The sequence below is a fragment of the Nocardia sp. NBC_00881 genome, assembly GCF_045207455.1.
Classification (GTDB): Bacteria; Actinomycetota; Actinomycetes; order Mycobacteriales; family Mycobacteriaceae; genus Nocardia.
In genome coordinates this window covers 7,383,754-7,398,075 of record NZ_CP108798.1, presented here as the reverse complement: position 1 = coordinate 7,398,075, position 14,322 = coordinate 7,383,754, and the positions used below count along the sequence as shown (strand labels likewise).

The window sequence follows — 14,322 nt, the reverse complement described above, 5'->3', positions numbered from 1 at the left end:
GGCGCAGCAATGCCAGCGCGGCGCAGCGGCCGAGAGCGACGTCAGCTCCAGGCAGCGCGGCAGCAGCTAGCGCGGCAGCAGTGGGATACCGCCGCCGAGGCGGCGGGCGACCGAGCCGTAGCGGGCATCCAGCCGCAGCCAGGTCCGGCTGGCCCGAACCCGAACAATCTCGGCGGGCGGGATACGGCACGGATCGACCTTCTCCCCCGAATACGGAATGAAATCCATGGCGGTGAGCGCGAAGACGACCCGCATGGGCACCTGCACCTGGGTGTCCGCACCGGAAACGGTCAACACTGTCTGATCGAGCAACGACGCGGGCGGGCCGTGACCGCTGCCGTGTTCCTTGGCCAGCCGCGCACCCTGCTCGGCGAGATCGACCAGAGTACGCGCGGGCACGTCATCGATGTGTGCGAAGCCGTCGGCGGGCGGCAGCGCGCCGCGCCAGGCGGAGTCCATCGAATACCCCAGATCGATCGGACTACTGGTCGTCAGCCCGGCCAGCACCAAGTCGGCGGCGACGGTCACATCGTCGACGCCGAGCTCGGCGACCACGGTGCGCACCGCCAGCGCCTCGAAACCCGTCGCCACCCAGGCCGAGAGGTAGCGCTCCCCACGGCGGCGCAGGCGCACCACCGCCGCTTGGTCCAGCCGGACGGCCCGGGTCAGGAACGTCGCGAGATTCTCCCGCTCCGCCGGATCGGATACGTGCAGCACTCGTTGTTCTGCCATCACGGCTCTACTGTCCCTATTCAGCGATCACCGACGCGCGATCGCTCACTCCATCCACTCGGACAGGTAATCGCGCTCCGAGTCCGTGAGCCGCCGCAGCCGCTGCGCCCGCATGTCGAACGCCGCGATCTGCGTGGACGCGATCACCGCAGGCGCCGAATCAGCCGCCGCGCCGGCGGCGTGCACCTCGTAGCCGATAGTGAAGTCGACCGCACGCAGCTGCTCGATCCACATGGCGATATCCAGCGGCGTGTCCTCGTGCCGCAGCTGGCCGCGGTAGCGGACCCGTAGGTCTGTGAGCACGCAGCCCGCACGCAGCGCAGCGGTCGGGCGACCGTCCTCGAACAGCCATGGGATCCGCGCTTCCTCCAGCAGCGTCACCATACGGGCATGGTTGACGTGCTGGAACACATCCATGTCCGACCACCTGACGTCTACCTTGGTGTGAAAGCGCCTGGGCAGCACAATGCTGCCCAGCGCTTTTCCGCCAGCGTGCGACGAACTCGTCAACGTGGTACCTCCGATTGGGCACCCACCCCGCTCACCATGCTCCGCACTTGCCGCGCCGCAACCGACAGCGTGGCGAGATCGTGGGTTCCGGACTCGAACAACTCCGACAGTGCCGCCCTGGCTCGACCGAGCCTGGACTGATTCTTCGACTCCCAGTATGCAATCTTCTCGTCCGCGGTCTCCTCCGGGTCACCGCCGGAGAGCACGTCGAGGGTGAGCGAGCGCAGCGACCCGTACATATCGTCACGCAGCGCGAGCCGGGCCAGCGAGTGCCAGCGGTCGCCGCGCTCGAGGTGGCTGACCGCCTCCAGCAGCCAGTCGATCTTGAGGTGATCGTTGAGCGCGTAGTACAGCGAGCCGACCTCGTCGCCGTCCCGGTCGGTGATGTCGGCGATGTCCACAATGTCCAGCAGCGGGAACAGGGTGAGCAGACCGAAGACCTCGGTGGCCAGGTCGGTCGGGGCGCCGCGTGCGATCAGCTCGGCCGCTTGGTCGGTGAGGCTGGTCACGTGGTGTCCGCGCAGCCAACCCGGCACCTTCGGGGCGAGCTCGCGCACGTCCGTGCTGTACCTGTTGATCTCCGCGCCGACCGCAACCGGCTGCGGTCGGTTGCTCAGGAACCACCGGGACGCCCGGTCCAAGGTGCGCTTGGTCTCGAGTTCGAGTAAGTCACGCACCGCGGTGGGCGCGTCGCATTCCCGGATCCTTGTCCACATGGCATGCAGGTCGAAGATCCCGCTAGCCGCGGCGAATGCGCGCACCGCGTCGGTGGTGGTGGCGCCGATCTCCTCGCTCAGCCGGTGCGCGTAGGTGATGCCACCGTAGTCCACCATCTCGTTCACGATCATGGTGGTGACGATCTCCCTGCGCAGCCGGTGTCTCTTGATCGCCGTGCCGAACCTGCCGCGCAACGGCGTCGGGAAGTATGCGGGCAGCCGGGCTGCGAAGTACTGACTGTCGGGCAGGTCGGAGTCGAGCAGATCGGCCTTGAGCGACAACTTCACATGCGCCATCAGGTTGGCCAGCTCCGGCGACGCCAGACCCGCGCCCTCCTCCAGCCTGCGCTTCATCTCCTGATCCGAGGGCAGCGCCTCGAGTTCGCGGTCCAGGCCACGGCGCTCCTCCAGATCTTGAATGAGCCGCGTGTGCACGTGCAGCATCTGCGATGCGTCGGTGCGCGAGAGTCCCATGAGGAAGTTCTGGGCCACATTGTCCCGCAAGACCATCTGCGCGACCTCGTCGGTCATCGAGGCGAGCAGCGGGTTACGGTCGGCCTCCGGCAGCTCACCGCTGCTGACCACGCCGTCCAGCAGCACCTTGATGTTGACCTCGTGGTCGGAGCAGTCCACGCCCGCCGAGTTGTCCAGCGCGTCGGTGTTCATCTTGCCGCCGTTGCGGCAGAACTCGATCCGGCCCAGCGCCGTTGCGCCCAGGTTGCCGCCCTCGCCGATCACCTTGACCCGCAACTGGTTCGCGTTCACCCGCACCGCGTCGTTCGACTTGTCGCCCACATCGGCATTGGTTTCGCTGCTCGCCTTGACGTAGGTGCCGATGCCACCGTTCCACAACAGGTCGACCGGGGCGAGCAGGATCGCGCGCACCAGTTCCGGCGGTGACAGCGCCTCGACGTCGTCGGCCAGCCCGAGCGCCTTCCTGGCCTGGGGGCTGATCGGCACCGACTTCACGGTGCGGTCCCACACGCCGCCGCCTGGGCTGATCAGCGAAGCGTCGTAATCGGCCCACGAGGAACGCGGAAGCGCGAACATACGCTGACGTTCCTGGAACGAACGGGCCGCGTCCGGAACCGGATCGAGGAAGATATGCCGATGGTCGAACGCCGCCACCAAACGAATGTGCTCCGACAACAACATCCCGTTACCGAACACATCACCACTCATGTCACCCACACCGACAACAGTGAAATCCTGCGTCTGCGTATCGATCTCCATCTCACGGAAATGCCGCTTGACACTCTCCCACGCACCCTTGGCCGTGATACCCATCGCCTTATGGTCATACCCCGCCGAACCACCAGAGGCGAACGCATCCCCCAACCAGAACCCGTAGCTCTGCGCGACATCATTCGCGATATCGGAGAACGTCGCAGTGCCCTTATCCGCAGCAACCACCAAATAGGTGTCATCACCATCACGACGCACCACCCGCGCCGGCGGCAACACCTCACCAGACACACGATCCACATTGTCGGTGACATCCAACAAACCAGAAATGAACGTCCGATAACACGCCACACCCTCCGCACCCAGCGCCTGACGATCCGCCACCGGATCACCCGTCGCCCCCGGCGGCTGCTTCACCACGAACCCGCCCTTCGCACCCACCGGCACGATCACCGCGTTCTTCACCGCCTGCGCCTTCACCAAACCCAAAACCTCGGTCCGGAAATCCTCCAACCGATCCGACCACCGCAAACCACCACGCGCCACCGAACCGAAACGCAAATGCACACCCTCCACCCTGGGGGAATACACGAAAATCTCGAACTGCGGCCTCGGCTTCGGCAACTCCGCAATCGCATGCGGCTCCACCTTCACCGAGACGTAGTCGCGCGACACACCTTCGGCGTCGGTTACGTAATAGTTGGTGCGCAGTGTCGCCTTGATCAGGCCGAGAATCGCGCGCAGGATGCGGTCCGCATCGAGGCTGACGACCTCGTCGATCCGGCCGTGCACCTGGGTCTCCAGCGCGGAAGCGTGTTCGGCGGAGACGGTGTCCGGATCGAAGCGCGCCGCGAACAGGTCGGCGAACAGCCGCGCGACATCCGGATAGGTCAGCAACACGCGGCAGATGTTCGCCTGGCTATACGGAAAACCGGTTTGCTGCAGATACTTCGCGTAGGTGCGCAAGATCGAAACGGCACGCCATGGCAGCCGGGCGCGTAGCACGAGCTCGTTGAGCCCGTCGGCCTCGGCGCGGCCGTACCATACTGCCTCGACGGCGCCGATGAACCGCTCACGCAGCCCGCGCACCTCCGACTCCAGCACGTCAGCGCGCTTGGAGGATTCGAGCAGCTCAGCGTCCAGGTCTCGGTCCAGCGAGCTGCGCAGCAGCTCGGGCCGGGCAAGCAAACCGAAGTCGTATATCCACCGTTCACCAGTGGCGCCGCCGGCACCGTCCGGCGGCGTCTCCAGCACGATCCGGTACGGCCGCTCGTCCACCACCTCGACGCCCAGGCTCTGCAGCACCGGAAGTACCTGGCTCAGCGAGATCCCGCTGCCGCCGACGTAGAGGGTGAAGCGCCAAGAACCCGGCTCCGACTCCACTTTGCGGTAGAGGTGTTGGTCGATGCCGCCGTCACGCAGCCGTTCCAGACGCACGATGTCGGCGAGGGCGCGGTCGGAAGCGAAGTCCTGCTTGTAGCCTTCAGGGAAGGCTCCCGCGTAGCGCTGCACCACGGCGGGGTCGAGCACCGTCGACGTGCTCACCGCGTCGTTCAGGTGGTCTTCCCAGGTCCGGCTCGCCTCGGCGAGCAGATTCTGGAGACGCAGCCGGTTGGGTTCGGAGGTGTCGGCGGCCGGCGGTGAATGGCGCGCGACACCGAACTCGGCTTCGGGCATGCGCACCGTGAAATACACCCGGGCCAAATCACTTTCGCCCACCCGCGCGGAGTAGTCGATGGAGACACCACCCAGTTCGCGGACCAGGATGTCCTGCATCTCCAGCCGCACCCTGGTGGTGTAACGGTCGCGCGGGAGGTAGACCAGGCAGGCGACGAAACGACCGTAGGTGTCCGCTCGCAGGAACAGCCGCACCTGCCGGCGCAGGCCCACGTTCAGCACGGCAGCGGCGGTGCGCCGCAGCGTCTCGGCATCGGAGGAGAACAGTTCGGTCCGCGGGAAAGACTGGATGACCTCGAGCATCGCCTGACCGGAGAACGACTCGAGGTCGAACCCGCTCTCCTCGATCACCGAACGCACCCTGCGCTCGATCACCGGGATATCCAGCACGTTCTCATGCACGGCGGTGACGGTGAAGACGCCGATGAACAGGTGCTCGCCGATGATCGTTCCGGTCTCGTCGAAGTCGGCGACGCCGACGAAGTACGGGTACGCCGAGCGGTGCACCGTGGCGGGGACCAAACCCTGGGTCAGCATGAGCAGCGGCCGATCGCCACCGTTGACCGGCACCTGGAAATCGGTGCCGACATCCGGACGAAGCACGCCCAGGCAGGTCCCGGGCAGTGCGTTGGATATCTCCTGCCCTTGGGCGCCGCTCAGGCGGTAGCGGGCGTAGCCGAGCACGGTGAAGTTTCCATGCGCCAGCCAGCGCAGCAGGTCGGCGGTGTCGACGAGGTCGGTGGCACTGAACGGTGCGGTCCCGGATTTCGCGGCGAACTCCAGGTCTTCGGCAAGCCTGCTCTGCATGTCCTTGATGGCCTCGGTGTCGCCGATCACCTGGCGCACGTCGGCGACCACGTCCGGCATGGCGGCCTCCACCTTGGCCAGCAGCGCCGGACTGGTCGACGGGTGAAGTTGCACATGCATCCACGATTCGCTCAGCCCGGTCGGGCCGGTGCCGTCCACCTCGTGCGCGGCAGCGTGCGTCAACCGTCCGTCCGCGTCCCGCTCGACCTCGAAGATCGGGTGGATCACCTCGCTCACGCTGACGCCGATCCGGCTCAGGGATGAGGTGATCGATTCTACGAGCAGCGGCATGTCATCGGTGACCAGCTGTACCGCGGCACCGATGCCCGAGCCGTCGTCCTGGTGGTACACCCGCACCAGGGCGCGACCGGCGGGACGCGTCATCGCCAGCTCGGTGTGCCGGCGGAAAATCTGAGTGATCCCGGTGATCGCACAGTCCACATCGCCCGCGTCGACGTGGCGGAAGTACGCCTCCTCGAGCGTCGCGAGGTCGCCGCGCAGTGACTGCGGCAAACTCGCAGCCCACGCCGCGCTGGACAATTCGGACGAGACCGTCATTTTTTCGCCAACTCCCTCGGATATCGGTTCCGTAACAAAGCGACGCCGGTCCGAGAGTAGCTGTGCGCCGAAGACGCAGGGGGTGAATTGCCTTCCAATCCCTGGGTGTTCACCACAACCACGGTGTTCGCCGCTCGTTTGCCAAGTTCGAACGGATGACCTCGGCTCAGTACACGATCGGACCGGCGAACGTCAGGTGAGCGCGAGAGGTCGTATCCGCGGCGGCCACGGCGCCGCATCGGTACCTCGGGTCAGCTCGGCCAACACTTCGGCGGTCGGGGCCACCGATTGCTCGAACTGCGCCTGCGCATTCACAACTCCCACCCTAGCGAGCTACGCGTGGGTAGGTGTCACTCCTGTTCCGGGTTGCCGATGTCACTTGTCAGCGACACGTCCTGATGCGATCGCACACGGTGTTTGCCGAGGACTTCGGGTCTCGGGAACTTCGGGAGGGCGGTGCGGAAATTGCCCCGCCCTACCGGCAGGACTCAGCCGCGCGTCAGCTTGCGGTGCGTAACCCGGTGTGGACGAGCCGCTTCCAGGCCGAGACGCTCGATCTTGTTGGCCTCGTACGCCTCGAAGTTGCCCTCGAACCAGAACCACTCGGCCTCGTTGTCGGAGTCGCCCTCCCACGCGAGGATGTGGGTGCAGGTGCGGTCGAGGAACCAGCGATCGTGGGAAATCACCACGGCACAGCCAGGGAACTGCTCGAGGGCATGCTCCAGCGAACCGAGGGTTTCCACGTCGAGGTCGTTGGTCGGCTCGTCCAGCAGGATCAGGTTGCCGCCTTGCTTGAGTGTCATCGCCAGGTTCAGGCGGTTGCGCTCACCACCGGAGAGCACGCCCGCGGGCTTCTGCTGGTCCGGGCCCTTGAAACCGAACGCGCTGACGTAGGCGCGCGACGGCATCTCCTGTTGGCCGACCTCGATGAAGTCCAGCCCGTCGGAGACCACCTGCCACACCGTCTTCTTCGGGTCGATGCCCGCACGATTCTGGTCGACGTAGCTCAACTTGACCGTCTCGCCGACCTTGACGATGCCACTGTCGGGCTGCTCGAGCCCGACGATGGTCTTGAAAAGCGTGGTCTTGCCGACACCGTTCGGGCCGATGACACCGACGATGCCGTTACGCGGCAAAGTGAAGGAGAGGTCCTTGATCAGCTGACGGTCGCCGAAGCCCTTGTCCAAGTGCTCGACCTCCACAACCACGCTGCCCAGGCGCGGTCCCGCGGGAATCTGGATCTCCTCGAAATCCAACTTCCGCATCTTCTCGGCCTCGGCCGCCATCTCCTCGTACCGACCGAGGCGGGCCTTGTTCTTGGCCTGGCGGGCCTTGGCGCCGGAACGCACCCAGGCGAGTTCTTCCCTGAGCCGCTTCTGCAGCTTCTGGTCCTTTTTGCCCTGCACCTCGAGGCGCTCGGCCTTCTTCTCCAGATAGGTGGAGTAGTTGCCTTCGTACGGATAGGCGCGGCCGCGATCCAGTTCGAGAATCCACTGCGCCACGTTGTCCAGGAAGTACCGGTCGTGGGTTACCGCGAGCACGGCGCCCTGGTACTGGGCCAGGTGTTGCTCGAGCCAGTTCACGCTCTCGGCGTCCAAGTGGTTGGTCGGCTCGTCGAGCAGCAGCAAGTCGGGCTTGCTCAGCAGCAGCTTGCACAATGCGACCCGACGACGCTCTCCACCGGAGAGGTTGGTGACCGGCTCGTCCGGCGGCGGACAGCGCAGCGCGTCCATGGCCTGCTCGAGCTGGGAGTCGAGGTCCCAGGCGTCGGCGTGGTCCAGGTCCTCCTGCAACTTGCCCATCTCCTCCATGAGCTCGTCGGAGTAGTCGGTGGCCATGAGCTCGGCGATCTCGTTGAAGCGGTCGAGCTTCACCTTGATCTCGCCGAGCCCCTCCTCGACGTTGCCGCGGACGGACTTCTCCTCGTTCAGCGGGGGCTCCTGCTGAAGGATGCCGACCGTGGCGCCGGAGGCGAGGAAGGCGTCGCCGTTGTTGGGCTGGTCCAGTCCGGCCATGATCTTCAGCACGCTGGATTTACCCGCGCCGTTCGGGCCGACGACGCCGATTTTGGCGCCGGGAAGGAAGTTCAAGGTGACGTCGTCGAGCACGACTTTGTCGCCGTGCGCCTTGCGAACCTTCTTCATCTGATAAATGAACTCAGCCATAAGTGTGAAGCCTATCGGTGCGAGAGATGAGGGGACGAAGCAGAGCTACCACTACCGCCGGGACGAAACCGATCCTTGCGATCACGCGTCGACGGGCTCGGGTTCACTGCTGCGGGGCGGTACCGAAGAGACGGCTGCGACATTTTCCCCCAGCCCGTCGCCGGCAGACACCCGACTTTCAGCGCTCTGGTGCGCCGAAGTATTCCGCGGCGCCGAGTCCGACCATCGCGTCACCTGTGCGGCGCAGCGGGACAGGTCAGGGCCGACGGCGACGGCACGCATCTCCAGATCCCGGCGCTCCACGCCGTCCTTGCTCCTATACTCGTGCGAGCGCAGCTGTCCGTGCGCGATGATCGGATCCCCGCGGCGCAGGGACGCATCGACACCGGCTACCAGCCTGCGCCAGCAGCTGACGGTGAGGTACAGCGTGCCGTTGTCCACCCACTCCCCCGTCGTGTGATCCAGTCGGCGGGAATTGCTCGCCATCCGGAATGTGACCACCTGGTCGCCATTGGTCAGATCCCGCTTGATCGGATGGGTCACGACAGTTCCGATCACGGTCGCGTTCGCCTCGTACATGATTACGCCCCTCTATCTGATCCGGGCCTACCCCGGACGTCCTCCCCCTCCAGGAGGGCCCCTCCAGCGTGCTCCGAAGCTGGATGCCTCGGACGACCCGATCCGAGAATGTGGACAACTTTCCGACCTGTGAAGAGCAGGGTTTTCACCTGGTGTGTTGCGCGGTCCGAACCGCGGAACCGGCGGCTTATCCGATGACACTCACTCGTATCGGCACAGTGATGCGCACCCGTCACACTGATCAAGGGCCCCGGCGCGCCGAAATCCGCGAACCACCGGGCCGGGCGCCCGATTGTCGAGCCCGCGTAACCACCGACCAGCCGACCGTCGCAGGCGACGAACACCACGTCGTCAGAGGACCGCCACGTCGGTGTTGGCGCCGCACAGCACGACGACCGGGCGTTCGTCGGGCTCCGGGACGTACGCCCCGCTCTGGATGGCGGCCAGCGCCGCGGCGCCGGTCAGCTCGACGAGAATGCGGAACTCGCGCCACAGGTACTCCTGGGCCGCCACGATCGCGTCGTCGGTGACCAGTAGCGAACGCACGCCATAGCGTCGGGCGATGTCAAGCGCGATGTCGCTGATCCTCGTGGCGCCCAGCGAATCCGTAACAAGGCGACGACCTCGGACGTCCACCGGGCGGTTCGCGTCCAACGCGGCCTGAAGAGTGGGGCTGCCCTCCGGCTCGACCCCGATCACCTGCTGACGACGGCCCAGCGCAGCCGCCATCCCTGCGACCAGTCCGCCGCCGCCCACTGCGGCCAGCACCGAAGGTCGCCCGCGCACCTGTTCTTCGAGTTCCAGCCCGACCACTCCGGCGCCGGCGACCACTGCGGCCATGTCGTGCCCGTGCAATCGCAGCGCTCCGCGTTCGGCGGCGAACTCGACGGCGTGACGCAGCGCCTCGGCGTAAGTCGCTCCGTACCAGAGCACTTCGGCGCCGTGCGACCACATCGCGGCGACCTTGGTGTGTGGCGCCGTCTCGGGGACGACCACGGTGCAGGACTTGCCGAGCCGCGCGGCCACCAAGGCGGCGGCGATACCCGCGTTGCCGCCGGAGGCGATCACGACCTGATCGGTGCCTTCCCCGGACTCCAGCAGTGCGTTGAAGATGCCGCGCACCTTGAACGTCCCTCCGTGCTGGAGGTATTCGAGCTTCATCGTCACGGGCACCGGACCGGACGGGCTTGCGACGGAGGTGTGGAAGACCGGCGTCTTGCGGACCTGCCCGGCCATTCGTCTTCGCGCGGATCGCACGTCCGACCGTTCCACCCGCCCGACCGGCCTGTGCTGGGAGACCGTGCTGGCGCATTCATTCACTTACGCAGTTCTCCATCTCGCTTGGCCAGTTCGGCGAACATCGCGTTGTGCGCGGCGAGGGCGGCGTCGTGGTCGCGTTCGGCGGCCCGATCGGTCCGCTGTGCCAGCCGCTGATCGCTGCGGGACCATTGGATCAGCAGGGCGAGCATCACCACCACCAGCGGCACCTCTCCGCTGGCCCAGGCCAGGCTGCCGCCGGTGCGCTGGTCGCCGAGCAGGTCGGCGTTCCAGCCGATCCCGAGGCCGCGATAGAACCAGCCGCCGAGCACCGTGGTCATGCTCATCAGCGCGATGCCGAAGAACGCGTGAAACGGCAGCGATCCGAACACCATGCCGAGCTTGGTGAGCGGTTGCACCTGCCGAGGTTTGGGGTCGATGCCGATCACCACCCAGTAGAACAGGTAGCCGCTGAGCAGAAAGTGCACGTTCATCATCAGGTGCGCCGCATGCGAGTCCGCGAACGAATCGAAGATGCCGCCCAGGTACAGCGCGTAGAAACCGCCGACGAAGATCACCGCCGCCACGATCGGGTGGGTCAGGAAGCGCGACACCGGATTGTGCACCGCGGCCACAAGCCATTCCCGCGGTCCTGGAACACCGCCGCGGCCGGCCGGCGGTAGCGCCCGCAGCGCCAGCGTCACCGCGCCGCCCAGCGCGAAGAGGATCGGCGCCAGCATCGACAGCGCCATGTGCGCCCCCATATGCACGCTGAACATCGCGGGCGCATACCGGCCGACTCCGGACGAGGTCGCCACCAGCAGCACCACGCAGCCGGACAGCCAAGCGACGGTCCGCCCGACCGGCCACGCGTCCCCACGCGCACGCAGCCGCCGTACGCCCAGGACATACAGCACAGCAAGCACGATCGACAGCGTTCCGAAAATCAGATCGAAGCGCCAGTCGAACAGCAACCGCGCGAGTGTCGGAGGCCCGAGCAGGTCGTAGCCGAGTTCGACTTCGGACGGTGTCGGGACCGTCTCCGGCGGCGGCGGCGGAGTGCGGCCGAGCCCGACCGCGAGGCCCATGGTCGCCGCGAAAATCAGCACCTCGACACCGGCGAAGCGGACGAGCGCCGCTCGATCGCCGGGGTCCGCCGCGAGCGCGGGTAGCGCGGCGCGGCGCTGCAGGTAGCCGAACGCACCGAGCAGCGCCAGTGCCACGGCCTTGGCCAGCACCAACCGGCCATAAGTCGTGGTGAACAGCTCGTCCAGCGGCACCCGGACCCAGGAGTTGATCACGCCGCTGACCCCTATCACGACGAACGCGATCGTCGCGGTCAGCGAGAAGCGGCGGGCGGCAAGATCGGTGCCCCCGTCGCCACGCAGCGCGTGCGCCAGCACCGCGAACAGACCGCCGACCCAGACGGCGGACGAAACCAGGTGCAGGATCAGGCTGTTGGTGGCGACATCGTGCGAACCGCCCGAGGACGAGTGTCCGGTCAACGCCAACGGCATCATCGTGACGATCGACGCGCCGAACAGCACCGGCGTCCAGCCCCAGCGCAACGCCAGCCTGCATCCGACCGCGACGATCAGCGCGAAAACCACCGTTGTGCGCCAAGCGCCCGCCAGCGCGATCTGGCCGATCGCGCGCCACAGTTCTTCCGGCCACAGGTTGTCGCCGACCGGCTGCCCTGTGGTATCCGACACAGTCAGCGGCACGAGCAGCGCCGCGCAGGACGCCCAGACCACCGCGAAGTTCGACGCCCGACGCACCGCGCGGTACCCGCCGACATCGAGCAGACCGTTGGGCTGCGGTGGGACGAGGAACGCCGCGAACAGCAGCGAGCCGACAGTCAGCGCCGCCGACAGATCGGCGAGCGCCCGCACCGCGGGCAGTCCGTAAGTGGTCAGCGAGCCCGGGTCGGGGATGCCGAGCAGACTGAGCGCCTGCGCTGCCGACAGGCCGACCACCAGCGCCGCGACCACTGCCGCGATCGCACCGGCCAGCGCGGTCACCGTCGCGAACGTGGCCCCGGACCGAGCGACCCCGGATTCAGGAGTGACCGACGGGGCCTGAGCTGACGACATACGACTGAGCGTAGTTCGGCAATACATCCATGGCCCGGTCGGGTTTCGGCCGATAATTCTGGGCGCGGATCACCGGGCGCACCGAGTACTGTCGTTGGATGGGTGGAACGTTCCTGACGCTGAGAACCCAGCGACCTGGACGGTCGTTATGATTGCGGCGCTGGACAGCACGGCCATTGTCGGCCATGGTGGAACCCACTGCCTCCGTAGCTCAGTTGGATAGAGCAAGGGCCTTCTAATCCCTAGGTCGCAGGTTCGATTCCTGCCGGGGGCGCGAGCCCCGCTCTGACCTGGCAATACTTCGGGTCAGAGCGGGGTTACCCGAACTGCACGATGCTTAAACCCCTAAGAACTTTCCGAGTAGAACTGCCGCATGGGCAGCATCTCGAGAACCCCGAGTGACGTCGGACTTCACCAATCGAAGCTGCCACGAACCGTTCAGATAGGCCACCACCGCCAGGAACGCGCCGAACAGTACGACCGTGACGTGCCTGCCGAGGATCAGCCGGATCTGTGGCGCCTGGGCTCCCTCATCCGGGCACGGGTCGGGGTCGCCGCGGGCACCGACGCACCGTTCGGTGGCGCCGATCCCTGGGAAGTGATTCGGGCGGCGGTCCACCGCCCCGCGAATTCGTCGATCTCCGAGGGGATCTCATTGCGATCAGCGTTGTCTCTGTTTTTCGGCCTGCCCGAGCGGCCCGCGGCCGCCCGGAGTATCGCACCGGGCGAGATCGCAGACCTGACATTGCTGAGCGCCCCTCCGGAGGAGGCTGCGGCTACCTGGCAGAACCCTCCCGTGGTAGTCACTATCGTCGACGGCAGGCCGGTGCACATCACCGATTAGCGATCAGACGTTTTCCGCTCTCCACAGTCGATGGCAGCGCGAATAGCGGCTCGGTACTACGCACCGCCCCGAGTCGTGCTCGTCGGACTCGCGGCGACGCATCACTCGTTCGATGATCGAACGGGCTGCGCGTGCTAATCGTCGAAGGTGACTACCACCTTCTCCGCCGCGCCCGGGGTCAGGGTGAGTTCGAAGGCATGCTCGACCTCCGAGAACGGAATCCTATGGCTGATCAGCCGGGCGAAACGCTCGGCGTGCTCGGCGATCTCAGGGGTCACCTCGAAGATCTCGGTCGGGTACCCCTGCGAGGCGATGATGCTCATCTCGCTGCGCAGCATCGCACCGATGTCGATCGGCTCCGGCTTCTTGTGCACCGCCACCATCACGAGCTTGGCGCCCCATTTGCCATTCCGCAGCGCGGTGTTCACGACGACGGGAACACCGGCGGCGTCGATGTAGATATCGGTGTCGGGACGCGGTGCGCCGAGTGCGTTGCGGCCCTCGCCGTGCAGTTCGGTCAGCCGAGCTACCACATCCTCTGTCGAGGAGTCGATCACCGCGTCCGCCCCGACCGCCAGCGCGGTCTCCAACCGCGATGGGATCACATCGGCCACGACCACATGCTGCACGCCGCGCAGCTTCAGCCAGATCGTCGCGCCCAGACCGATCGGACCGGCACCGAACACCACTACCTTGTCGGACGGCCCGGCCTCCGAGCGGTTCACGCAATGCCGCGCCACCGCCATCGGCTCATTCATCGCGGCGACCTCGAACGGTACCGAATCCGGCACCACAGCAACACTCTTGCCGACAACGGCATCCGCGATGAGGAGGTATTCGTTCATACCACCCAGCGGGCCGCCGCAGCCGATGATCCCTGACGGCGCACCTTGCGGGTTGACCACCACGTGATCGCCGACCTTCAGCCCGGAGACCTCGGCACCTACCGCCACAATCTCGCCCGCCGGTTCGTGGCCGAGTACCACCGGCACCCTCTGATCCGGGGCCAGCCCCTCGGTCCGCGCAGCGGCTTTGCTCCACGCCGCCGGCATGCCACCCATGTGAATGAATGTCACGTCGGTGCCGCAGATTCCACACGCCCGGATGCGCACCAGCGCATCCCTCGGCCCGGGTACAGGCCGTTCGATATCCACCACATCGACCTTGCCCACAGCACCGGTCTGTACGGACTTCATCGT

The 14,322-nt window shown here is 66.4% G+C and carries 10 protein-coding genes and 1 tRNA gene; 2 read left to right on the top strand and 9 right to left on the bottom strand.

Going from position 1 to position 14,322, the window contains the following annotated elements; translation table 11 throughout:
- Positions 1–66: 66 nt before the first annotated feature.
- From OH799_RS31355 to OH799_RS31320, 8 genes are all read right to left on the bottom strand, one after another.
- Complete coding sequence (locus OH799_RS31355; RefSeq protein WP_406271666.1) at positions 67–732, bottom strand: hypothetical protein; 666 nt, start codon at positions 730–732, stop codon at positions 67–69.
- A 45-nt stretch (positions 733–777) separates the two neighbouring features.
- On the bottom strand, positions 778–1,242 hold the full coding sequence (locus OH799_RS31350) for an acyl-CoA thioesterase (protein WP_406271663.1): 465 nt from the start codon (positions 1,240–1,242) through the stop codon (positions 778–780).
- The gene (locus OH799_RS31345; RefSeq protein WP_406271659.1) at positions 1,239–6,185 is read right to left on the bottom strand and encodes an NAD-glutamate dehydrogenase; all 4,947 of its coding nucleotides are present in this window, start codon (positions 6,183–6,185) and stop codon (positions 1,239–1,241) included. The genes OH799_RS31350 and OH799_RS31345 overlap by 4 nt, the downstream gene beginning before the upstream one ends.
- A 192-nt stretch (positions 6,186–6,377) precedes the next feature.
- Positions 6,378–6,500, bottom strand: a complete 123-nt coding sequence (locus tag OH799_RS31340; protein ID WP_357267902.1) for a hypothetical protein — start codon at positions 6,498–6,500, stop codon at positions 6,378–6,380.
- A 173-nt stretch (positions 6,501–6,673) separates the two neighbouring features.
- On the bottom strand, positions 6,674–8,350 hold the full coding sequence (gene ettA / locus OH799_RS31335; RefSeq protein ID WP_406271657.1) for an energy-dependent translational throttle protein EttA: 1,677 nt from the start codon (positions 8,348–8,350) through the stop codon (positions 6,674–6,676).
- Positions 8,351–8,431: 81 nt separating this feature from the next.
- The gene (locus OH799_RS31330; RefSeq protein ID WP_406271653.1) at positions 8,432–8,929 is read right to left on the bottom strand and encodes a single-stranded DNA-binding protein; all 498 of its coding nucleotides are present in this window, start codon (positions 8,927–8,929) and stop codon (positions 8,432–8,434) included.
- Positions 8,930–9,280: 351 nt separating this feature from the next.
- Positions 9,281–10,201, bottom strand: coding sequence for a serine/threonine dehydratase (locus OH799_RS31325; protein WP_406271650.1), 921 nt, complete (start codon positions 10,199–10,201; stop codon positions 9,281–9,283).
- Between the two features lie 44 nt (positions 10,202–10,245).
- Positions 10,246–12,279 carry a cytochrome c oxidase assembly protein gene (locus OH799_RS31320; RefSeq protein ID WP_406271647.1) on the bottom strand — a complete coding sequence of 678 codons (2,034 nt, stop codon included), beginning with the start codon at positions 12,277–12,279 and terminating at the stop codon, positions 10,246–10,248.
- A gap of 200 nt (positions 12,280–12,479) precedes the next feature.
- On the opposite strand from OH799_RS31320, the gene OH799_RS31315 reads away from it, so the two are divergent.
- Positions 12,480–12,553 (top strand) — tRNA-Arg (locus tag OH799_RS31315).
- 213 nt (positions 12,554–12,766) lie between these two features.
- On the top strand, positions 12,767–13,123 hold the full coding sequence (locus OH799_RS31310; RefSeq protein ID WP_406271644.1) for an amidohydrolase family protein: 357 nt from the start codon (positions 12,767–12,769) through the stop codon (positions 13,121–13,123).
- A gap of 134 nt (positions 13,124–13,257) precedes the next feature.
- Here OH799_RS31310 and OH799_RS31305 read toward each other — a convergent pair whose 3' ends face one another.
- Positions 13,258–14,319, bottom strand: coding sequence for a zinc-binding dehydrogenase (locus OH799_RS31305; RefSeq protein WP_406271641.1), 1,062 nt, complete (start codon positions 14,317–14,319; stop codon positions 13,258–13,260).
- Positions 14,320–14,322 lie beyond the last annotated feature (3 nt).

Bases quoted from the DNA above. Each gene is read 5' to 3' on its own strand.
- OH799_RS31355 (WP_406271666.1), bottom strand. From the start codon at position 732: ATGGCAGAACAACGAGTGCTGCACGTATCCGATCCGGCGGAGCGGGAG.
- OH799_RS31345 (WP_406271659.1), bottom strand. From the start codon at position 6,185: ATGACGGTCTCGTCCGAATTGTCCAGCGCGGCGTGGGCTGCGAGTTTG.
- ettA (WP_406271657.1), bottom strand. From the start codon at position 8,350: ATGGCTGAGTTCATTTATCAGATGAAGAAGGTTCGCAAGGCGCACGGC.
- OH799_RS31330 (WP_406271653.1), bottom strand. From the start codon at position 8,929: ATGTACGAGGCGAACGCGACCGTGATCGGAACTGTCGTGACCCATCCG.
- OH799_RS31320 (WP_406271647.1), bottom strand. From the start codon at position 12,279: ATGTCGTCAGCTCAGGCCCCGTCGGTCACTCCTGAATCCGGGGTCGCT.
- OH799_RS31305 (WP_406271641.1), bottom strand. From the start codon at position 14,319: ATGAAGTCCGTACAGACCGGTGCTGTGGGCAAGGTCGATGTGGTGGAT.